Here is a 20,964-nt window from a genome sequence, read left to right on the forward strand (position 1 = left end):
GACGAGGGGAGAACACGCCCATGCGCCGCGTCGCAGTCACCGGGATCGGCATCGTCTCGTCGATCGGCAATAGCGCCAACGAGGTGCTGGCCTCCTTGCGCGACGCCCGCTCGGGCGTGGTCGCCGCGCCGGAATACGCCGAACTGGGCTTCCGCTGCCGTGTGCACGCCGCGCCCCATATCGACTGGGAGTCGATGGTCGACCGCCGCGCCGCGCGGTTCCTGGCTCCGGGCACGGCCTACGCCCACATCGCCATGGAGCAGGCCATCGCCGATTCCGGCCTGACCGAGGCCGAGATCTCGCACGAGCGCACCGGCCTGATCGTCGGCTCGGGCGGGCCCTCGACCCGCGCCATCGTCGCCGCCGCCGACATCACCCGCGAGAAGGGCCCCAAACGCATCGGGCCGTTCGCGGTGCCCAAGGCGATGAGCAGCGGCCCCTCGGCGGTGCTGTCGACCTGGTTCGAGATCAAGGGGGTCAACTATTCGATCACCTCGGCCTGTTCGACCTCGGCCCACTGCATCGGCGCGGCCGCCGAGCAGATCATGCTGGGCAAGCAGGACGTCGTCTTCGCCGGCGGCTGCGAGGAGCTGGACTGGAGCCTGTCGAACATGTTCGACGCCATGGGCGCCATGTCGAGCAACTTCAACGACACCCCCGCCGTGGCCAGCCGCGCCTACGACAAGGACCGCGACGGCTTCGTCATCGCCGGCGGCGCCGGGATCGTGGTGGTCGAGGACCTGGAGCGCGCCAAGGCGCGCGGGGCCAAGATCTACGCCGAGATCACCGGCTACGCCGCCAATTCCGACGGCTATGACATGGTCGCTCCCTCGGGCGAGGGCGCGACGCGCTGCATGAGGCTGGCCATGCAGACCGTCGACGGCCCGATCGACTATCTCAATCCGCACGGCACCTCGACGCCGGTGGGCGACCTCAAGGAGATGGAGGCCGTGCGCCAGGTGTTCGGCGACAAGGCCCCGCTGATCTCGTCGACCAAGTCGCTGACCGGGCACAGCCTGGGCGCGGCCGGCGCGCAGGAGGCGATCTACTGCCTGTTGATGCTCAACAACGGCTTCGCCGCCGAGAGCGCCCACATCGAGACCCTCGACCCGGCCTTCGCCGACCTGCCGATCCTGCGCGCGCGCAGGGACGTCGAACTGCGCAACGTCATGTCCAACAGCTTCGGCTTCGGCGGCACCAACGCCTGCCTGGTGATGAGCCGCCACGACGGCTGAGGCCGCCCGGCGGAACGGCGGCCGGGGTTGCCCTGCGCCCCGCCGCCGGTCACAAGGTCTGGGAAGACAACCACGAACCCACCAAGGGGAGCCGGCGACACATGGCCGACGAAAGCGCGTTTCCGAAGGGCGACCTGATGCGGGGCAAGAAGGGCCTCGTCATGGGCGTCGCCAACCATCACTCCATCGCCTACGGCATCGCCTCGCAACTGGCGGCCCAGGGCGCCGAGATGGCCTTCACCTACCAGGGCGAGGCGCTGGAGCGCCGGGTGCGGCCGCTGGCCGAGGCCATCGGCGTCAAGACGCTGATCCCGGCCGACGTCACCGACGACGCCTCGATGGACGCCGCCTTCGCCGAAATCGAGAAGTCCCTGGGCACGCTCGATTTCGTGGTCCACTCGATCGCCTTCGCCAACAAGGACGAGCTCAAGGGCTCGTTCGTCGACAACACCAGCCGCGACAGCTTCCTGCTGGCCATGAACATCTCGGCCTACAGCTTCGTCGACGTGGCTCGCCGATCGGCCAGGCTGATGCCCAACGGCGGCTCGATGATCTCGATGACCTATCTCGGCTCCGAGCGGGTGATCCCCAACTACAACACCATGGGCGTGGCCAAGGCGGCGCTGGAGGCGGCGACCCGCTACGTCGCCCGCGACCTCGGCCCGCGCGGCATCCGGGTCAACGCCATCTCGGCCGGGGCCATGCGCACCCTGTCGCTGGCCGGCATCTCCGGCGGCCGCGGCATGATCGCCCAGGGCCGCGCGTTCAGCGCCCTGAAGGAAGACACCTCGATGGAAGGCGTCGCCGGCGCGGCGCTGTGGCTGCTGTCGGACCTCGGCCGCTCGACCACGGGCGAGATCGTCCACGTCGACGCCGGCTTCCACATGATCGGCCTGCCGGACGACCTAGCGGAAGGCTGATCCCGCGTTGTCCCTTCCCCCTCGATGGGGGAAGGGTCGGGGATGGGGGTGAGCGCAAAGCGCTCTTCCGCGTTTGAAGACCGGCGACGCCTCCGTGGGCTTTCTCCGAGCCGTCCCGCGCGCACCCCCGCCCAACCCTCCCCCATCGAGGGGGAGGGTTTTTGCATTCAGTCCATCGTCACCACGACCTTGCCCATGGCCTTGCGGCTGCCGAGCCAGGCGATGGCGTCGCCGGCCTTGGCCAGCGGGAAGCGTTCGGAGACGTGCGGGCGGATCTTGCCGGCGACATAGAGCTCCATCAGCTCGCGGATGTTCTCCTGGTTGGCCTTGGGGTCGCGGGCGGTGAAGGCGCCCCAGAACACGCCGACGATCTGGCAGCCCTTGAGCAGGGTCAGGTTCAGCGGGATCTTCGGGATGCCGGCCGGGAAGCCGATGACCAGGAAACGGCCTTCCCAGGCGATCGAGCGCAGGGCCGCCTCGGCGTAGTCGCCGCCGACCGCGTCGTAGATCACGTCGGCGCCGTCGGGGCCGCAGGCCTCCTTGAACAGGCCGGCCAGGGCCTTGGCCCCGTCCTTGTCGAACGGGCCGGCCGGATAGACCACGCCGGCGTCGGCGCCGTGCCTGATCGCCAGGTCGACCTTCTCCTGGGTTGAGGCGGCGGCGATCACCCGCGCGCCGGCGGCCTTGCCCAGCTCCACCGCCGCCAGGCCGACGCCGCCGGCCGCGCCTAGCACCAAGAGGGTCTCGCCCGGCTTCAGCGCCGCCCGCTGCTTCAGCGCATAGTGCGAGGTGCCGTAGGTCATGATGAAGGCGGCGGCCTCGTCGAACGGCATCTGGTCGGGAATGGGGATCACCCGGGCGGCGGCGACGTTGAGCTTCTCGGCCATGCCGCCCCAGCCGGTCGAGCCGATCACCCGCTGGCCGACCTTCAGGTGGGTGACGCCCTCGCCCAGGGCCTCGACCACGCCCGAGACCTCGCCGCCCGGCGAAAACGGCCGCTCGGGCTTGAACTGATACAGGTCCTGGATCATGAGGACGTCGGGATAGTTGACGCCGCAGGCCTTCACCGACAGCAGCACCTCGCCGGCGCCCGGCGCCGGATCGGGGCGATCCTCGACCGCGAGGGTTTCCGGGCCCCCGACGCTTTTGCTGAGCACGGCCTTCATGGACGTTTCCTTTTCCAAACGATTGTTCGAAAGCGACGCTAGCCCAAGCGCTCGCCCGCGAAAAGACGAGGTTGGAGCATGACCGCGAAAACTGTCGCCATGGCGCTGCACGGCGGCGCCGGAGCCAAGCGCGGCCGCGACTACGGCCGCGAGATCGCCCATATGCGCACGCTGATCGAGGCGGGGCGCGAGCGGCTGCGCGCCGGCGCTCCGGCCCTGGAGGTGGCGGTCGAGACGGTGGCGGCCTTGGAGTTGTCGGGCCTCTATGTCGCCGGGCGGGGCGCCTCGCCCAACACCGTCGGCCGCTACGAGCTGGACGCCTGCCTGATGGACGGGGCCAGCGGCAAGGCCGGTTCGGTCGCCGCCCTGCAGGGGTATCAGAGCCCGATCGCCGTCGCCCGCGCGGTGATGGAGCGCACGCCGCACGTCATGCTGGCGGGCGACGGCGCCGCCGCCTTCGCCCAGGCCCACGGCATGGCCCCGATCCAGGACGACGCGGCCTGGTTCACCCACGCCGGCCAGGGCGAATCCAACCTGCCGCCGGGCATGCTGGCCCACGGCACCGTCGGCTGCGTGGTGCGCGACGACCAGGGACGCCTGGCGGCGGCCACCTCGACCGGCGGGGTGTTCTTCAAGCTGCCCGGCCGGGTGGGCGACAGTCCGATCATCGCCGCCGGCGCCTGGGCCGACGGCCGCTGCGCCGTGTCCTGCACCGGCCAGGGCGAATACTTCATCCGCGTCGCCGCCGCCGTGCAGGTGGCCCACCGCATGCGTTGGGGCGGCCAGGCCCTGGCCGAGGCGGCGCAGGGGCCGCTGGACGAGATCGCCGCCCTGGGCGGCGACGGCGGCCTGATCGCGGTCGACGTCGATGGCGATGTCGCCATGCCGTTCGTCTCGCAAGGCATGAAGCGCGCGGCCCTGCTGGCCGACGGGACCATCGTGTCGGAGGCGTTCTAGAAACCCCTCTCCCCACGGGAGAGGGGACGCGGGCGGCGGCTTTCTTGGCGCCTTTTTGCGGAGGCCGCCCATATCTGCTATGAGCACAGCCTTCACGCTCCTTAAGGAAACCCGGTCTTGGGCGTCACCCTCGATCTTTCGCGCGCGGCTTCGGACGCAGCGCCGGCGCCCGCGCCGCTGCAGAACCTGGCCGGCCTGACCCGCGCCAAGCTGCAGGCGGCCCTGGTCGACAGCGGCGCCTGTCCGCCCGAAAAGGCGCGGATGCGCACCAGCCAGATCTGGCGCTGGATCCACCATGCCGGGGTGACGACCTTCGACGGCATGACCGACGTGGCCAAGGACACCCGCGCCAGGCTGGCCGAACAGTTCGTGGTCGCCCGGCCCGAAGTGGTCGAGCGCCAGGTCAGCCGCGACGGCACCCGCAAGTGGCTGATCCGCATGGCCCCGGGGGTCGAGGTCGAGACGGTCTACATCCCCGACGTCGGCCGGGCCGGGGCGCTGTGCGTGTCGAGCCAGGTCGGCTGCACGCTCAACTGCACCTTCTGCCACACCGGCACCCAGCCCCTGGTGCGCAACCTGACCGCCGCCGAGATCGTCGCCCAGGTGCAGGTCGCCAAGGACGATCTGGGCGAATGGCCGTCCGACCGCGAGGACCGCCGCCTGTCGAACGTCGTGTTCATGGGCATGGGCGAGCCGCTGTACAATCTCGACGCCGTGGCCGACGCCATGGACATCATCTCCGACAACGAGGGCGTCGCCCTGTCGCGGCGGCGGATCACCGTCTCGACCAGCGGCGTCGTGCCGGAGCTGAAGGCCCTGGGCGAGCGCACCCAGGCCATGCTGGCTATCTCGCTGCACGCCACCAACGACGCGCTGCGCGACAAGCTGGTGCCGTTGAACAGGAAATACCCGATCGCCGAGCTGATGGCGGGCATCAAGGCCTATCCAGGCCTGTCCAACGCCCGGCGGGTGACGTTCGAATACGTCATGCTCAAGGGCGTCAACGACAGCCCGGCCGACGCCCGCGCCCTGGTCAACCTGGTCAAGGGCGTGCCGGCCAAGATCAACCTGATCCCGTTCAATCCGTGGCCGGGCAGCCCTTACGAGTGCTCGGACTGGGCGACCATCGAGGCGTTCGCGGCGGTGGTGAACAAGGCCGGTTACGCCAGCCCGATCCGCACCCCGCGCGGCCGCGACATCCTGGCCGCCTGCGGCCAGCTCAAGTCCGAGAGCGAGAAGATCCGCGCCAGCGCCCGGCGCAAGGCCGACCAGGCCGCGTCCGCGCCGGCCTGATCGCGAGACAGCCGCTTGCGCGGCGTCGGCGCGGTGGCGATAAACCGGACGCCAGCTCCCTTAACCGTACGGCGAGACCCGAGATGCCTTCCCAAGTCCAGGCGATCGCCTCGCCCGAGGTCCAGGCCTTCGCCCACGGCTTCCCGATCACCCTGCTGCACGTGGTGGTCACCGTGTTCATGCTGTTCGTCGGGGTGACGGCCTACGCCCTTCTGACGCCGCACAAGGAGATCCAGCACATCCGCGAGGGCAACGCCGCCGCGGCGGTGTCGTTCGGCGGGGTCATGGTCGGGTTGGCCATCCCCTTGGCGATGTCGCTGGCCGCCTCGACCACGGTGGTCGAGATCACCGTCTGGGGCGCGGCGACCATCGTCCTGCAGCTGCTGACCTACCGGCTCACCGACATGCTGCTGCGCGGCCTGCCCCAGCGCATCCGCGAGGGCGAGGTCGCCGCCGCCGCCCTGCTGGTCGCGGCCAAGCTGGCCGTGGCGGTGATCCTGGCCGCCGCCGTGGCCGGCTGAGGGCGGGCGCGGGGGATCGGCGCATGCAGTTCCCCAAGCTCCCCGACTGGTCGGTCTATGCGGCGGTGGTCGCCGCCCTGTGGATCGCCGCCAGCGGCCGGCAGGAGCGGGCCGACGCCCCGCCGGCCCCGCCGCCGGTGCCGGGGGAGAAGGACGTGCCGATCTCGCCCGGCTCGCCGTTCGCGCCGGCCAAGGTGCTGGAGGTTCCCGGCCAGGTGGAGACCAACGCCGGGACGGCGTTCTCCCTGGGCGAGCACGGCCTGTGGCTGACCGCACGGCACGTGATCGACGGCTGCGCGCGCACCGCCATCATCGTCGCCGACGGGCGCGGGGTGGCGGCCCGGGTCAAGGTCTCGACCGCCGTGCGCGGCGACGTCGCCATCCTGGCCACCGAGGGCGGGTCGGCCGCCCTGCCGCTGGCCGGCGGCCCCGGTCCGCGGCGGGGAGACCGGGCTTTCCATCCCGGCTTTCCCCAGGGCGGTCCGGGCGAGGCGGCCTCGCGCCTGCTGGGCGAGACCACCTTGCGGGCGCGCGGCCGCGGAGCGCGGGCCCAGCCCGTGCTGGCCTGGGCCGAGGTCGGCCGCACCGACCGGCTGGAAGGCGGGCTGGCAGGCCTCAGCGGCGCCCCGGCCCTGGACGCCGGCGGCCGGGTGGTGGGGGTGACCATCGCCGAGTCGCCCCGTCGCGGCCGCATCTACACCACCACGCCCGCCGCCCTGACCGAGGCCCTGGCCGCCGCCAAGGCCAAGGCCGCGCCCTTCGCGGTCGGCGAGGCGATCACCACCGACAATTACGGCCGCGTCGCCGACGGCCTGCGTCGCGACCTGCGGGTGGCCCAGGTGGTCTGCCTGGCCGGCTAGGCCCGCCAGGCTTCACGCCGCCTCAGGCCGAGGCGCGGTTCCTCACCAGGTCGTCGACCACCGAGGGGTCGGCCAGGGTCGAGGTGTCGCCCAGGCTGGACAGCTCGTTCTCGGCCACCTTGCGCAGGATGCGGCGCATGATCTTGCCCGAGCGGGTCTTGGGCAGGCCCGGCGCCCACTGGATGACGTCCGGCGCGGCGAACGGGCCGATCTCGGCCCGCACCCATTTGATCAGCTCGGCGCGCAGGGCGTCGCTGGGGGTCTGGTCGGCCTTGAGGGTGACATAGGCGTAGATGCCCTGGCCCTTGATGTCGTGCGGGAAGCCGACCACGGCGGCCTCGGCCACGGCGTGGTGGGCGACCAGGGCGCTCTCGATCTCGGCGGTGCCCAGGCGGTGGCCGGAGACGTTGATGACGTCGTCGACCCGGCCGGTGATCCAGTAATAGCCGTCGGCGTCGCGGCGGCAGCCGTCGCCGGTGAAGTACTTGCCGGGGTAGGTGGTGAAGTAGGTGGTCACGAAGCGCTCGTGGTCGCCATAGACCGTGCGCATCTGGCCCGGCCAGCTGTCGGTCAGGCACAGGTTGCCCTCGGCGGCGCCCTCCAGCGGCCGGCCCTCGGCGTCGACGATCTGCGGCTTGACGCCGGGCAGGGGCATGGCGGCCGAACCGGGCTTGAGGGCGTGGGCGCCGGGCAGGGGCGTCATCAGCGCCCCGCCGGTCTCGGTCTGCCACCAGGTGTCGACGATCGGGCAGCGGCCGTCGCCGACGACCCGGTGGTACCACAGCCAGGCCTCGGGATTGATCGGCTCGCCGACGCTGCCCAGCAGGCGCAGCGACGCGCGCGAGGTCGTCTTCACCGGCGCGTCGCCCTCGCGCATCAGGGCCCGCAGGGCGGTGGGGGCGGTGTAGAAGATCTCGACCCGGTGCTTGTCGATCACCTCCCAGAACCGCGAGGTGGTCGGATAGTTGGGCACGCCCTCGAAGATCAGGGTGGTGGCGCCGTTGGCCAGCGGGCCATAGACGATATAGCTGTGGCCGGTGACCCAGCCGACGTCGGCCGTGCACCAGAACACCTCGCCGGCGCGGTAGTCGAACACCGTCTCGTGCGTCCAGGCCGCCCAGGCCAGATAGCCGCCGGTGGTGTGCAGCACGCCCTTGGGCTTTCCGGTCGAGCCGGAGGTGTAGAGGATGAACAGCGGGTCCTCGGCCCCCATGGGTTCGGGCGGGCAGTCGGCCGGGACCTGGGCGCGGGCCTCGTCATAGGCGACGTCGCGACCGGGGGTCATCGGCACGGCCGCGCCGGTGCGGCGGACGACCAGCACGGTCTCGACGTCCGGGCACTGCTTCATCGCCTCGTCGACATTGGCCTTCAGCGGGACGATCTTGCCGCCGCGCAGGCCCTCGTCGGCGGTGATGACGAACCGCGAGCCGCAATCCTGCACCCGGCCGGCGATGGAGTCCGGGGCGAAGCCGCCGAACACCACCGAATGCACCGCGCCGATGCGGGCGCAGGCCAGCATGGCGTAGGCCGCCTCGGGGATCATCGGCAGGTAGATGGTCACCCGGTCGCCTTTCCGGACCCCGCGCGCCTTGAGCACGTTGGCCATGCGGCAGGTCTCGGCGTGGGCCTCGGCGTAGGTGATCCTGCGCGACTGGGACGGGTCGTCGCCCTCCCAGATGATCGCCACGTCGTTCGCCCGGTGCGGCAGGTGGCGGTCCAGGCAGTTGGCCGAGGCGTTCAGCACGCCGTCGGCGTACCAGCGGATGCGGAAGTCCTCGCGGTCGAACGAGACGTCCTTGACCGCCGAGAACGGCTTGATCCAGTCGAGGCGGCCGGCGAGGTCGCGCCAGTAGCCGTCCGGGTCGGCCTCGACGCGGGCGACGGCGGCCTCGTAGCCGGCGGCGTTCATGTGCGCCCGCGCGGCCCAGGCCTCGGGAACCGGAAACACCTCGTTCTCTTGGCTCATATCGACCTCCCGCCTCTCTTTGTCGGCGGGAGTATGCGAAGCCGGGCCTGCGGCGCAAGAAGACCAATCGGGAAAGTGCGCGCCGACGCCGGGCCGGCGCGCCGTCGGCGTCAGCCCGGCTGCTTGACGTAGCGCAGATAGGGCTTCTTCTCGTCCCAGCCGGCGGGGAACAGCGCCTTGGCCGCCTCGTTCGACACCGACGGGACGATGATGACGTCCTCGCCGTGCTTCCAGTTCACCGGCGTCGCCACCTTGTGCTTGTCGGTCAGCTGGATGGAGTCGACGACGCGGAGGATCTCGTCGAAGTTGCGCCCGGTCGAGGCCGGATAGGTCAGGGTCAGGCGCACCTTGCGGGCCGGGTCGATGACGAACACCGAGCGGACGGTGAAGGTGTCGGACGCCTTGGGGTGGATCATGCCATAGAGGTCGGAGACCTTGCGGTCGTGGTCGGCGATCAGCGGAAAGTTCAGCCGCGCGCCCTGGGTCTCCTCGATGTCGCGGGACCAGCCGGCGTGGCTGTCGCTGGCGTCGACCGACAGGCCGATGATCTTGACGCCGCGCCTGTCGAATTCAGGTTTCAGCTTGGCCGCCGCGCCCAGTTCGGTGGTGCAGACGGGGGTGAAGTCCTTGGGGTGCGAGAACAGCACCACCCAGCTGTCGCCGGCCCAGTCGTAGAAGTTCAGCGGTCCCTCGGTGGAATCCTGGGTGAAATCGGGAGCGAGGTCGTTCAACTGCAGCGCCATGGGGAGCTCTCCTGCGCTTGAGTGGATGTTTCTCTTATCGGCCCGGCGCGAAAATAGTATGGCCGCTTGGCGGGAGGAAAGCGCGCGACGCGCCCTCTCCGCTCAAGTTTTCTGCCGGAGCTTCCAGTCATGCTGCTGCACCTGTCCACCTGGCCCGAAATCGAGGCCTTCCTCGGCCGTTCCAAGACGGTGGTGGTGCCGATCGGCTCCAACGAGCAGCACGGCCCGACGGGTCTGCTCGGCACCGACTGGCTGTGCCCGGAGATCATCGCCCACCACGCCCAGAAAGAGGCCGACATCCTGATCGCGCCGACCTTCAACATCGGCATGGCCCAGCACCATCTGGGCTTTCCCGGCACCATCAGCCTGCGGCCCTCGACCTTCATCGCCGCCATCGGCGACTGGGCCCGCTCGCTGGCGGCCCACGGCTTCGAGAAGATCTATTTCCTCAACGGCCACGGCGGCAACGTCGCCACCATCGAGGCGGCGTTCTCCGAGCTCTACGCCGAGGCCAGCTTCGCCCGCCGCCCGCTGGGCTACGCGCTGAAGCTGCGCAACTGGTGGGACCTGCCCGGCGTCGACGCCCTGGCCCGCCGCCAGTTCCCGACCGGCCACGGCAGCCACGCCACCCCGTCCGAGATCGCCGTGACCCAATGGGCCTATCCCGACGCGATCAAGACGGCGAATTACGCGCCGCAGATCGCCCCCACCGGCCCGATCCGCGAGGCGTCGGATTTCCGCGCCCGCTTCGCCGACGGCCGCATGGGCTCCGATCCGATCCAGGCGACGCCGGAAAAGGGCGGCGAACTGGTCGCCCTGGCCGCCAAGGGCCTGATCGAAGAAGTCGCCGCCTTCGGCGCCGAGCCGGCCGTCGCGCCCTATCTGGGCGGCTGAGCCTTTCCCGCCTTACCTGTTCGCCGCCCGCATGATGGCGGCGAGCAGGCCCGGGAAGCGGATCTCGATGTCCTCCAGGCGCGCGGTGCTCAGCACCTCCGCGCCCTTCTTTTCCGAACAGATCAGGCCGGCCTCGCGCAGCACCCTCAGGTGGTGCGTGCGGGTGCTGCGCGGCATGTCGTACGGGGTCGCGGCCTTGCAGCTGACCGGGGCGTCGGTCTGGGCGGCGATGGTGCGGAAGACGCCCATGCGGGCCGGGTCGGCCAGGGCGTGCAGCACGCCGGCCAAGGTGACGTCGTCGCGCTTGGGATGAACGAAAGGCCTCATGCGTCATAGATCGTCCGAAAAAGTTCGACGCGCAACAGTTCAATAATCTTGAACTGCGGGAATTTGGCGCCACTCTGTCGCTGCGCCGGCTTGAACCGGCGAGCGACAGGAGACCGGAGCGATGATCGACCTTTACGGCATGGGCAGCCCCAACGTGCTGAAGATCGTGCTGATGCTGGAGGAGCTGGAGGCGGACTACCGCTTCCATTTCGTCAAGGTCTGGAGCGGTCAGCAGCACGAGCCCGGGTTCCTGCGCATCAATCCCAACGGCAAAACCCCGGTCATCGTCGATCCGGACGGGCCGGGCGGGTCGCTGACGGTGTTCGAATCCGGGGCGATCCTCATCTATCTGGCCGAGAAGTCCGGCCGCTTCCTGCCGGCGGCGGGGGCCGGCCGGTACGAGGCGCTGCAATGGCTGATGATCCAGCTCACCGGGGTCGGGCCGATGTTCGGCCAGTACGTCCACTTCACCCGCTTCGAGCCCGAGGTCAGCGCCTACGCCACGGCGCGCTACACCAGCGAGGCCATCCGGCTGATCGACCTCGTCGAGCAACGCCTGTCGCGGCAGGCCTTTCTTGGCGGCGACGACTACGGGATCGCCGACATCGCCACCTTCCCCTGGTTCAACAACCTGGCGCCGATGAAGCTGCCGCTGGACCGGCCGAACGTCGCCCGATGGGTCGAGGCGATCCGCGCCCGGCCGGCGGCCGGGCGGCTGGCCGCCAGGATGGCCGAACTGGCGCCGATCGGAGCCGCCGACATGGCCGAAGCCACCCCCGAGGATCGCGACCGCATGTACGGCCGGGGCCGGTTCGCGCGCACGGCCTGACCCGGCCCCCGGCTCAGGCGACGTAGACCGCCGCCTCGCGCACCTCGACCGGCCAGGGGGTCAGCCTCTGGCCGGCGCAGGGGCCGGCCAGGCATTCGCCGTCCGCGATGCGGAACAGCGCCCCGTGCACGCCGCACAGCAGCATGTCCTGCTCGCGGGTCAGGTAGCGGCCGGTGATCCCGGCCAGGGGCAGGCCGGTATGCGGGCAATGGTCGACATAGCCGAGCACCCGGCCGTCCTGGCGGACGACGAAGCCGAGGAACAGCGCCTCGCCCTCGCGGAAGTAGAACGGCTTGGCGCCGGGCTCGGCGATCTCGTCCAGCTGGCAGAGAAGGGCGCCGGGCAGGGGCCGGGCGGGATTCACGGCAGCTGGCCGATCACCGCCCGCCACGGCTTGACCTCGACGCTGGCGAACAGGCCGGCCTGGGCGTAGGGGTCGGCGGCGGCGAAGGCCTCGGCGGCGGCCTGGTCCTCGACCTCGATCAACAGCAGCGAGCCGACCGACTGGCCCGCCGCGTCCATGAACGGCCCGGCCAGCCGCACGACCTCGGGCCGGGCGCGCAGATAGGCCAGGTGGGTCTCGCGCGTGTCCGCGCGCAGCGTCAGGCTGTTTTCCTTGTCGATGCAGATCACGGCGAAGGCGGCCATGGGAGCTCCGGTTCAGCGTTCTGTTCAGCGTTCAGGGCGCAGGGGCCGCGACAGCAGGCCGGCGATGGCCTGGTCGACGGTGGTCTCTCCGGCCAGGGTGGCGGCCACGGCCTCGCAGATCGGCGCCTCGACGCCGAGCCGTCCGGCCAGCTGGCGCACGGCCGGGGCCGAGGCGACGCCTTCGGCCACCGACAGCTTGCCGGCCAGGGCCGCCTCCAGGGTCTCGCCGCGGCCGAGCGCCAGGCCGACGCTCATGTTGCGCGACTGCGGGCTGGAGCAGGTCAGCACCAGATCGCCCAGGCCGCACAGGCCGGCCACCGTCTCGGCCCGGCCGCCCAGGGCGACGGCGAGGCGGGTCATTTCGGCGAAGCCGCGGGTGATGACGGCGGCGTGAGCGCTGCGGCCCAGGCCGCGGCCCTCGACGATGCCGCAGGCGATGGCCAGGACGTTCTTGACCGCGCCGCCGGCCTCGGCCCCGACGACGTCGTCGGCCAGATAGGGGCGGAAGGTCGGGGTGGCCACGGCCTCGGCCAGGGCCTGGGCCAGCATCGGGTCGGGGCAGGCCAGGGTCACCGCCGTCGGCAGGCCCCGGGCCACCTCGGCGGCGAAGCTCGGCCCCGACAGCACCGCGCCGACGGCCTGGGGCGCGGTTTCGGCCAGCACCTCGGTCATCAGCTTCAACGAGCCCTGCTCGACGCCCTTGGAGCAGAGCAGGACCGGCAGGCCGGGGCGGACGTGCGGGGCGAAGGCGGTCAGGGCGGCCCGCAGGTGCTGGGCCGGCGACACGGCCAGGACGATGTCGCAAGAGCCCAGGTCGGCCAGGTCGGCCGTGGCGCGGACGGTCGGCTCCAGCGTCACGCCGGCCAGGAAGAGGGGGTTCTCGCGCCGGGCGTTGACGGCCTCGACCACCTCGGCCTCGCGCGCCTGCAGGGTGACGGCGAGGCCGGCGCGGGCGCAGACCTGGGCCAGGGCCGTGCCCCAGGCGCCGCCGCCGATGACGCCGGCGGTGGTGATGGTGTGGCTCATGCCTTGGCGCCCTTGCGGCCGGGGATGTGGACGGGATTGGCCTTGGCCGCCGCCTCGTCGAGCGGCCAGCGCGGCCGGGCGACGGCGTCGAGGCCGTCGGTGAGGCCGGCGGCCAGCCGTTCGGCCCCGGCCAGGGCGATCATGGCGGCGTTGTCGGTGCAATAGGCCAGCGGCGGGGCCGAGAACGAGAAGCCCCGCCGGGCGGCGGTCTCCTCCAGCACCCGGCGCACGGTCCTGTTGGCGGCGACGCCGCCGGCGACCACGAAGCGCAGGTCCTGGCCTTCCCGCGCCCTGGCGTAGGCGGCCATCGCCCGCTCCGAGCGGTCGGCCAGCTGGCGGGCGATGGCCGCCTGCACGGCGTCGGCGAGGTCGCGGCGGTCCTGCTCGCCGGTCAGGCCGGCGGCGAGGCGGGCGGCGGCGGTCTTGAGGCCCGAGAACGAGAAGTCGCAGCCGTCGCGGCCGAGCAGGGCGCGGGGCAGGGGAAAGCGCGCGCCGTCGCCGCCCTGGGCCAGGGCCTCCAGGGCCGGGCCGCCCGGATAGGGCAGGCCCATGGCCTTGGCGATCTTGTCGAAGGCCTCGCCGGCCGCGTCGTCGATGGTCGAGCCCAGCCGGCGGCAGGCGCCGACGCCCTCGACGGCGAGCAACTGGCAATGGCCGCCGCTGACCAGCAGCAGCAGGAACGGATAGGCGATGTCGGCCCCGAGCCGGGCCGAGACGGCGTGGCCCTCCAGGTGGTTGACCGCCACCAGCGGCAGGCCCCGCGCCAGGGCGATGGCCTTGCCCGCCGACAGGCCGACCATCACCCCGCCGACCAGGCCGGGGCCGGCGGTGGCCGCCACCCCCGACAGGCCGCCGAAGTCGAGGCCGGCCTCGGCCATCGCCCGGCGGATGATGTCGTCGATGATCTCGACATGGGCGCGAGCGGCGATCTCGGGGACCACGCCGCCGAAGGGCGCGTGGGCGGCGATCTGGCTGGCGATCACCGAGGACAGCACCTCGACGCGGCCGTCCGCGCCGCGGCGGACCACGGCGGCGGCGGTCTCGTCGCAGCTGGTCTCGACGCCGAGTACGGTGAGCGGGCCGGTCGGTTCGGTCATAAGTTGCGGCGCCGGGGCCGGTCCTGTAGCAGGCGGGTACGCCTTATCCATCGCTCCGAGGTAACGTTCCGCCCGTGGCAAAGCAACCTGTCGCCCGCCCCAAGGTCCGCATCGGCGCCCGAGGCTCCAAGCTGTCCCTGGCCCAGACCCGCCAGGTCCAGGCGCGGATCGCCCTGGCCCTGGGCGCGTCGCCGGAGGACGCCGACGCCGTGGCGCCGATCGTGGTCATCACCACCTCGGGCGACCGCATCCAGGATCGCCGCCTGCTGGAGATCGGCGGCAAGGGCCTGTTCACCAAGGAGATCGAGGAGGCCCTGCTCGACGGCCGCATCGATTGCGCGGTGCATTCGCTGAAGGACATGCCGGGCGAGCTGCCGCCGGGCCTGGTCATCGCCGCCACGCCCGAGCGCGAGGACCCGCGCGACGCGTTCATGAGCGTGAACCACGCCGGCTTCGACGCCCTGCCGCCGGGCGCGCGCCTGGGCACGGCCAGCCTGCGCCGCCAGGCCCAGGCCCTGGCCCGGCGGCCGGACCTCGACATCGTCATGACCCGCGGCAATGTCGACACACGCCTGGCCAAGCTGGAGCGGGGCGAGGCCGACGCCATTCTCCTGGCGCTGTCGGGCCTGAAGCGGCTCGGTCTCGGCCACCTGCCGCGCGAGATCCTCGATCCCGTCGCCTGCCCGCCGGCTCCGGGCCAGGGGGCCCTGGCCATCGAGACCCGGGCCGACCTCGCCGGCGCCGCCTGGCTGGCGGCCATCCATCACCACCCCACCGCCCTGGCAGTCGCCGCCGAGCGCGGGGCCCTGGTGGCCCTGGAAGGCTCGTGCCGCACGGCCATCGGCGCCTACGCCCAGGTCGACCAGGACGGGCTGCGCCTGGTGGTCGAGGCCCTGACCCCCGACGGCCGCGAACGGTTCCGCCGCGAGGCGAGCCTGGCCCTGGCCGGCGAGGGCGACGAGGCGCGCGCCCGCCAGCTCGGCCTCGCCCTCGGCGGCGAGATCCGCGAGGAAGGCGGGGACCGGCTGCTGCTCCCGGAGACCTGAAGGAGGCCGTCTTGCCGAACAGGCTTCAGCGCATCTGGATCGCCCGGGCCCAGCCGGGCGCCGACGAGACCGCCCGCCGGGTGCGGGCGCTCGGCCGCGAGGCGGTGGTCGCCCCGGTGCTGCAGACGCGGGCCCTGCCGGCGCGGCTCGACCTCGCCGACGCCGGCGCCCTGGCCTTCACCAGCCGCAACGGCGTCGCCGCCTTCGCCGCCCTGACCAACGAGCGCCATCTGCCCGTCTTCGCCGTCGGCGACGCCACCGCCGAGGCCGCCCGCGCGGCGGGTTTCCCCGAGGTGGTTTCGGCCGACGGCGATGTCCGCGCCCTGGCGGTCCTGATCGCGGGCCGGCCGCCGCCTGAGGGCGCGGTGGTGCATCTGGGCGCGCGAGAGCCGGCCGGCGACCTGATCGGCGACCTTTCCGCCCGCGGCGTCGCCGCCCGCGCCTGCCCGATCTACGAGACCGTCTGGACCAGCCTGGCGACGCCCGAGGCCTGGGACGCGGTGCTGGTCCATTCGCCCAGGGCCGCCCTGGCGGTGGCCCGCCGCCTCGCCGGCCGCGACCTGTCGGGACGCCTCGCCCTGGCCATCTCCGAGGCCGCCGCCGCGCCCCTGCGCGCGTTTAATTTCAAACTTGTGGCCGCGGCGCCGTTTCCCAACGAGGCGGCGCTCCTTAAACTCGTGGAAAGAGAGCCCTGACACGCTGAACGCCGCAGCGAGAACCATGACCGACGCGCCGAACGCCAACGCCCCGTCCGCCCCGCCCCCGATCGGCGCGCCGCCAGTCGATGCGGCCCAAGTCGACGCGCCGGGGGCCCGCCGCCGCCGTGGCTTCGGCGTGGTCTTCTGGCTGTTCATCGTCTTCGGGCTGATCTGCGTCGCCGCCGGCGTGGTGATCGGCCGCTACGGCCCGACCCTGTTCCCGATCAAGCCCGTCGCCGCGCCCGCCGCGCCGGCCCCGGCCCCGGCGCCGACCGGGCCCGCCCCCGCCGCGGCGGCCTTGGCGGCCCCCGCGCCGCCGGTCCCGACGCCGGCCTTCGCCGATTCCGCCGGCCTGGCGGCGCTGAGCGCCCGGGTCGACCGCATGGAGACCGGCCAGAGGCGCGCGGTGAACGCCGCCGCCGCCTCGCTGGCCGCCGCCGCCCTGTCGCAGGGGGCCCAGACCTCGCGGCCCTTCGTCGACGAGCTGTCGGCGCTCGACCGGCTGCTGCCCGATTCCGCCGACGTGCGCGCCCTGCGCGCCCTGGCCGAGACCGGCGCCCCGACCCGCGCCGCCCTGGCCGCCGAGTTCGGCGACGTCGCCGCCCGCGCCGCCGTCGCCGCCCGCGCCCCGGCCCAGGGCTCGGAATGGTTGGCCCGCGTCACCCAGACCCTGGCGGCGATCTTCACCATCCGCCGGGTCGACCGCACCAGCGGCGACAGCCTCGACGCCGTGCTGGCGCGGGCCGAGCGCGACATCGACGACGGCGACCTGGAAGGCGGCGTCGCCGAGCTGGACCGCCTGCCCGCCGGGGCCCGGGACGCGGCCGCCGGCTGGCGGGCCAAGGCCCAGCGGCGCATCGAGATCGACCGCCGGGTGGCCGGCGTCCGCGCCGCCGCCCTGCACGAGATTCTGCTGACGTCCGACGATCGGGCCGCCTCATGACCCGCGCCTCCATCCTGCTGTTCCTGATCGCGGCCGTGGCCGTGGTCGTGCTGGCCATGACCGGCGATCCCGGGCGGGCCAGCCTGGTCTGGCTGGGCTGGCGCATCGACATGACCGCCGCCGCCGCCGTGCTGATCGTGCTGCTGGCAGCCCTGCTGGCCACCGTGTTCTGGCGTATCGCCCTGTGGGTGATCGAGATCCCGCGCCGCAACGCCCGCAAGAAGGCCGAAAACCGCCGCCGCCAGGGGAACGAGGCCCTGACGCGCGGCTTCCTGGCCGCCGCCGCCGGCGACGGGTCCGAGGCGCGCCGCCTGGCGCAGAAGGCCGCCGAACTGGTCGAGGAGACGCCGGCCCTGGTGCGCGTTCTCGCCGCCCAGGCAGCCGAGGCCGCCGGCGACCTGCCCGCCGCCAAGGCCGCCTACAACGCCATGCTGGGCTTTCCCGACATGCGCCTGGCCGGCCACAAGGGCCTGATGCAGACTGCCCTGGCCGACAACGACCGCGCCGAGGCCGTGCGCCACGCCCAGGCCGCCTATGGCCTGACCAAGACCGCGCGCTGGGCCTGGCGGGCCCTGCTCGAGGCCCGGCTGGAGGAGGGCGACTGGTCGGCGGCGCTCGACCTGGTGCAGAGCGCGCTCGAGCGCAAGATCGTCTCGCCCATCGTCGCCGAACGGGCCCGCGCCGCCCTGCTCGCCGCCTCGGCCGCCAGCCTGGAGACCAGCGCCGACCCGCGCGAACGCGCCCAGGCGCTGGAGTTCGCCGCCCAGTCGGCCAAGCTCAAGCCCGGCTTCGCCCCCGGCGTGGTCATGGCCGCCCGCCTGCTCCAGGCCGACGGCAAGACCGCCAAGGCCTCGGCCCTGATCGAGGGCGCCTGGAAGGAGGCGCCGCACCCGGCCCTGTGGCTGGCCTATCGCGACCTCAAGACCAACGAGACCAAGAAGGACCGCGCCCGCCGGCTGCAGGCCCTGGCCGCCCTCAATCCCGGCGCCCGCGAAAGCCGCATCCTGTCGGTCGAGCAGGCGCTGATCGCCGGCGAGGCCGCCCAGGCCCGGCTGGCCGCCGGCGCCCTGACGCAGGAGCCGCCGACCGCGCGGCTGTGCGGCCTGATGGCCCGGCTGGCCTACGCCCTGGGCCAGGCCGACGAGGCCCGCGCCTGGATGGTGCGCGCCGTCGGCGCCCCGCAGGAGGCCGACTGGTCCGACCTCGACCCCGAGGGCCAGGCCTTCGCCTACGCCCCGGCCGACTGGGCGCGGCTGGTCTCGACCTACGCCGAGACCGGCGAGCTGATCCATCCGCGCTTCGAGCGGCGCGAGCGGGTGATGACCGAGCTGCCCGAACTGCCGGTGTCCTACGAGGATTCCGCCCGCTTCGTCAGCGCCGAAGAGATCGGCGCCGACCTGCTGCTGATCCCCGACGATCCGGGCCCCTATGGCGACGCCCTCCAGGCCGCCGCCCCGCCGGAGCCGGAGCCCCCGCCCGCCCGCCGCGCCACTGGCGCACGCCGACGCTTGGCAAGCGGGCCGCGCGCCGCTAAATAGACCCGCCTCCGGCGTCGGGCCCGCCCGCCGCCGGCACGCCCCAAAGCGGGCCGCCTTAGCTCAGCCGGTAGAGCGGCGCATTCGTAATGCGTAGGTCAGGTGTTCGAGTCACCTAGGCGGCACCATTTTTCAGTGAGATTTGGAGCGCTCGGCGCGCGTCCGACAGGCGCCGCGCCATAGGCTCGCCAAAGAGGAGCCGTCCCTCGGGCGCCCTTGTCGCAGGCGGCGGCGAAAACCGCAGAGCGGCGTCTGCGGGGTGCGATCCTTAGTCGGGCCGCGCATCCTGCGGCTTCCCAGCCTGTCGGCGCCGTTCGATAAGCGCCGCCACGCCCGGCGAGGACTTCCAGATCGCAGCATAGGCGGGGTCGGCGCGGACAGCCGGCGGGAACTCGTGGGGGCCGTCGGGCAAGGCCCAGGGCAGGTACACGGACCCGGCGTTCACCGCTTGGCGCAGGAGATCCAGCGCGCGTTCGGCATTCCCGGCCTCGGCATATTCAAAAGCCAGCATGAAGGCTTGATCCCCCCAGGTGCTGCCGAACTTGGTCACGCCGCTCCCTGGCCGTGGATCGGGACCGCCGATCGCGCGGTCTTCCGCCTCCAGGACGCTCAAGAAGGGGGCGGGGCGGCCGTTCAGGGCGTCCGCCGCCATGCGCATCCGCGCCAGCAGTTGGGCGATGTCGGCTGGCGGCCTGCCCCGCCAGAGCTTGGCTTCGATTTCCGTGGCGGTCGTCCGGAGATGGGCGGCGTCCCGCGCGCCGAGCTGCATCAGATAGAGGTCATGCAGGACGAACGCGTTGCCGGGATCGCGGCTCAGAAGGTCGCGATAGGCCTTGGCGGCCTCCTCCGTTCGACCGGCGCAGTGGAGCATCCGCGGAACCGCCATCTGTCGCCAGCTGTCCTGGGGCATCAGCCCGGCGGATATCCGGGCGTGCCGCAAGGCCGCCTCGCAGCGTCCCGAGGTGGCCAGGCTGTAGGCGTACCAGGTGTTGGCGTCCGGCGAGTTGGGATCGATCGCCACCGCCCGCTCCAGAAGCTTGTCGGCCTCCGCCCAGCGCATGGTCCGGGTGTATTCGCGGGCGGTGGCGGCGAGCGCGTCGGTGTCGTCCGGATCGGCCGCCAGAGCGCGGGCCAGGTACTGGGCGGCCTGCAGCCGTCGCGCCTCGTAGTCGGCTTGGGTCTCGTCGGGCCGGGGGAATTCCGGAATCGTCGCGAGCTGATAGCCCAGCATCAGGCCTTGCGGGGAGTTGGGGTCCTTGGCCAGCACCTTGGCCTGCACGGCTTTGGTCTGGCGCTCGAGGCGGGCGAACGTGGCCCAGTCGCGATTGTGCCGGGCCTGATGGGCGGCCGACAGCACCTGGCGCGCGTCGGCGATCATCCGGGTGATCTCGGGATCGGCCGGTTCGTGGGCCGCGGGCTCGCCGCGCGTGCGGTCCCCCAGCCAGATCGCCAGATAGCGGGCGGCGGCCGAAAGCGCGCGCTCGCGCACCGTCGGATCCGTGACGCCGCGAGAGTCGAAGGCCGCGCTCCAAACACGCGCATGGCTGTGCTGGTCGGTGAGGATCAGCGTGACGGTGGATTGGGGGGCTCCTGGCGAGACCGCGCCGGTGAGCAGCAGGGCCGGGCCTTGGCCGACCGGCGCGGCGGCGTCCACGAGCCGCAACCCCTTCATGCGCGACAAGGTGGCCTGCAGGTCCGTCGTCAGACTGGCCGCCTCCGGGGCCAGGCTTGGCTCGGCGGGACGGATCGGCGCGACGGCCAGGCTGGCGATGTCCGGCGTCGACGGCGCCGTGAAGCGCCAGATGGCGAATGCGGCCACAGCGACGGCGAAGATGGCGAGAGCGGCGAGGACGAGGCGTCGAGCGTTTCGACGACGAGGCGTCCGCACCGAGGGCTCCGTCTCGGCCGCGAGCGCTTCGGAGGTGGTCGCCGTCAGCCGATAGCCGACCTTGCGGTGCGTGGTGAGTTGAAAAGCCCCGGTATCCGTCGCGAGTTTCCGCAGCCGGGAGATGACGCGATTGATGGCGTCCTCGCTGACCGCCCGGCCGCCCCAGGCCGCCTCGATCAGGGTCGAACGCGACACCACCTGTCCCTGACGCTCGGCCAGGGCCAGCAGGGCGCGCATGACCTGAGGCTCAAGGGTGACGCCGCGACCCAAGACAATCAGTTCGCAGGTCGCCGGTCGCAGGATCGCGGCGCCGAGGCTCAGTTCCTGTCGATCGGCGAGTCCCCCCGTCATGCCGCCCCCGTGCATTCAAGT

General features: G+C 72.4%; 21 protein-coding genes and 1 tRNA gene. 13 read left to right on the plus strand and 9 right to left on the minus strand.

The features are described from left to right. The first annotated feature begins 20 nt into the window (after nt 1-20). Nucleotides 21-1,235 (plus strand): beta-ketoacyl-ACP synthase I, encoded by a 1,215-nt coding sequence (gene fabB / locus C5708_RS06430; RefSeq protein WP_242919080.1) that lies wholly within the window; start codon nt 21-23, stop codon nt 1,233-1,235. 101 nt (nt 1,236-1,336) lie between these two features. Further along, nucleotides 1,337-2,155: an enoyl-ACP reductase gene (locus C5708_RS06435; protein WP_242919082.1), complete on the plus strand. Its 819-nt coding sequence runs from the start codon at nt 1,337-1,339 to the stop codon at nt 2,153-2,155. 167 nt (nt 2,156-2,322) lie between these two features. On the opposite strand, the gene C5708_RS06440 is transcribed toward C5708_RS06435, so the two are convergent. After that, entirely contained in the window at nt 2,323-3,321 is a 999-nt protein-coding gene (locus C5708_RS06440) for an NADPH:quinone oxidoreductase family protein (protein WP_242919084.1), read from the minus strand. Between the two features lie 78 nt (nt 3,322-3,399). Here C5708_RS06440 and C5708_RS06445 point away from each other — a divergent pair, with 78 nt between their 5' ends. From C5708_RS06445 to C5708_RS06460, 4 genes are all read left to right on the plus strand, one after another. Further along, complete coding sequence (locus C5708_RS06445; RefSeq protein WP_242919086.1) at nt 3,400-4,278, plus strand: isoaspartyl peptidase/L-asparaginase; 879 nt, start codon at nt 3,400-3,402, stop codon at nt 4,276-4,278. 117 nt (nt 4,279-4,395) lie between these two features. Beyond that, nucleotides 4,396-5,571 (plus strand): 23S rRNA (adenine(2503)-C(2))-methyltransferase RlmN, encoded by a 1,176-nt coding sequence (rlmN, locus tag C5708_RS06450; RefSeq protein ID WP_242919088.1) that lies wholly within the window; start codon nt 4,396-4,398, stop codon nt 5,569-5,571. A gap of 83 nt (nt 5,572-5,654) precedes the next feature. Then, nucleotides 5,655-6,092, plus strand: coding sequence for a DUF350 domain-containing protein (locus tag C5708_RS06455; RefSeq protein ID WP_242919090.1), 438 nt, complete (start codon nt 5,655-5,657; stop codon nt 6,090-6,092). 23 nt (nt 6,093-6,115) lie between these two features. Next, nucleotides 6,116-6,952 (plus strand): serine protease, encoded by an 837-nt coding sequence (locus C5708_RS06460; RefSeq protein WP_242919092.1) that lies wholly within the window; start codon nt 6,116-6,118, stop codon nt 6,950-6,952. Between the two features lie 22 nt (nt 6,953-6,974). On the opposite strand, the gene acs is transcribed toward C5708_RS06460, so the two are convergent. Beyond that, nucleotides 6,975-8,918 (minus strand): acetate--CoA ligase, encoded by a 1,944-nt coding sequence (acs, locus tag C5708_RS06465; protein ID WP_242919094.1) that lies wholly within the window; start codon nt 8,916-8,918, stop codon nt 6,975-6,977. Nucleotides 8,919-9,028: 110 nt separating this feature from the next. After that, nucleotides 9,029-9,661, minus strand: a complete 633-nt coding sequence (locus tag C5708_RS06470; protein WP_242919096.1) for a peroxiredoxin — start codon at nt 9,659-9,661, stop codon at nt 9,029-9,031. Between the two features lie 129 nt (nt 9,662-9,790). On the opposite strand from C5708_RS06470, the gene C5708_RS06475 reads away from it, so the two are divergent. Further along, nucleotides 9,791-10,555, plus strand: a complete 765-nt coding sequence (locus C5708_RS06475; RefSeq protein WP_242919098.1) for a creatininase family protein — start codon at nt 9,791-9,793, stop codon at nt 10,553-10,555. Nucleotides 10,556-10,567: 12 nt separating this feature from the next. Here C5708_RS06475 and C5708_RS06480 read toward each other — a convergent pair whose 3' ends face one another. Continuing rightward, nucleotides 10,568-10,882, minus strand: coding sequence for a helix-turn-helix domain-containing protein (locus C5708_RS06480; protein WP_242919100.1), 315 nt, complete (start codon nt 10,880-10,882; stop codon nt 10,568-10,570). A gap of 121 nt (nt 10,883-11,003) precedes the next feature. On the opposite strand from C5708_RS06480, the gene C5708_RS06485 reads away from it, so the two are divergent. Further along, on the plus strand, nt 11,004-11,711 hold the full coding sequence (locus C5708_RS06485; RefSeq protein ID WP_242919102.1) for a glutathione S-transferase C-terminal domain-containing protein: 708 nt from the start codon (nt 11,004-11,006) through the stop codon (nt 11,709-11,711). Nucleotides 11,712-11,724: 13 nt separating this feature from the next. Here the strand turns inward: C5708_RS06485 and C5708_RS06490 are convergent, their stop codons facing one another. Genes C5708_RS06490 through tsaD form a run of 4 tightly spaced genes read right to left on the minus strand, consistent with a single transcriptional unit; the run spans nt 11,725 to nt 14,482 of the window. Further along, on the minus strand, nt 11,725-12,075 hold the full coding sequence (locus tag C5708_RS06490) for a Rieske (2Fe-2S) protein (RefSeq protein WP_242919103.1): 351 nt from the start codon (nt 12,073-12,075) through the stop codon (nt 11,725-11,727). Beyond that, the gene (locus C5708_RS06495; RefSeq protein ID WP_242919105.1) at nt 12,072-12,359 is read right to left on the minus strand and encodes a YciI family protein; all 288 of its coding nucleotides are present in this window, start codon (nt 12,357-12,359) and stop codon (nt 12,072-12,074) included. Before C5708_RS06495 ends, C5708_RS06490 begins: the two co-directional genes overlap by 4 nt. A 24-nt stretch (nt 12,360-12,383) precedes the next feature. Then, nucleotides 12,384-13,385, minus strand: a complete 1,002-nt coding sequence (locus C5708_RS06500) for an NAD(P)H-dependent glycerol-3-phosphate dehydrogenase (RefSeq protein ID WP_242919107.1) — start codon at nt 13,383-13,385, stop codon at nt 12,384-12,386. Further along, entirely contained in the window at nt 13,382-14,482 is a 1,101-nt protein-coding gene (gene tsaD / locus C5708_RS06505; protein WP_242919109.1) for a tRNA (adenosine(37)-N6)-threonylcarbamoyltransferase complex transferase subunit TsaD, read from the minus strand. Before tsaD ends, C5708_RS06500 begins: the two co-directional genes overlap by 4 nt. A 74-nt stretch (nt 14,483-14,556) precedes the next feature. Here tsaD and hemC point away from each other — a divergent pair, with 74 nt between their 5' ends. The 5 genes from hemC (at nt 14,557) to C5708_RS06530 (ending at nt 18,832) form a co-directional block, all read left to right on the plus strand. Next, nucleotides 14,557-15,528, plus strand: a complete 972-nt coding sequence (gene hemC, locus C5708_RS06510; protein WP_242919111.1) for a hydroxymethylbilane synthase — start codon at nt 14,557-14,559, stop codon at nt 15,526-15,528. An 11-nt stretch (nt 15,529-15,539) separates the two neighbouring features. Continuing rightward, nucleotides 15,540-16,223 (plus strand): uroporphyrinogen-III synthase, encoded by a 684-nt coding sequence (locus C5708_RS06515; protein ID WP_242919113.1) that lies wholly within the window; start codon nt 15,540-15,542, stop codon nt 16,221-16,223. 25 nt (nt 16,224-16,248) lie between these two features. Further along, on the plus strand, nt 16,249-17,169 hold the full coding sequence (locus C5708_RS06520; protein WP_242919115.1) for a mitofilin family membrane protein: 921 nt from the start codon (nt 16,249-16,251) through the stop codon (nt 17,167-17,169). After that, complete coding sequence (locus C5708_RS06525) at nt 17,166-18,707, plus strand: heme biosynthesis HemY N-terminal domain-containing protein (RefSeq protein WP_242919117.1); 1,542 nt, start codon at nt 17,166-17,168, stop codon at nt 18,705-18,707. The genes C5708_RS06520 and C5708_RS06525 overlap by 4 nt, the downstream gene beginning before the upstream one ends. Nucleotides 18,708-18,756: 49 nt before the next feature. Continuing rightward, nucleotides 18,757-18,832 (plus strand) — tRNA-Thr (locus C5708_RS06530). 140 nt (nt 18,833-18,972) lie between these two features. On the opposite strand, the gene C5708_RS06535 is transcribed toward C5708_RS06530, so the two are convergent. Beyond that, nucleotides 18,973-20,958 (minus strand): winged helix-turn-helix transcriptional regulator, encoded by a 1,986-nt coding sequence (locus C5708_RS06535; protein WP_242919119.1) that lies wholly within the window; start codon nt 20,956-20,958, stop codon nt 18,973-18,975. Nucleotides 20,959-20,964: the final 6 nt, after the last annotated feature.

It is taken from the genome of Caulobacter sp. CCUG 60055 (assembly GCF_022750545.1).
Lineage (GTDB): Bacteria > Pseudomonadota > Alphaproteobacteria > Caulobacterales > Caulobacteraceae > PUIC01.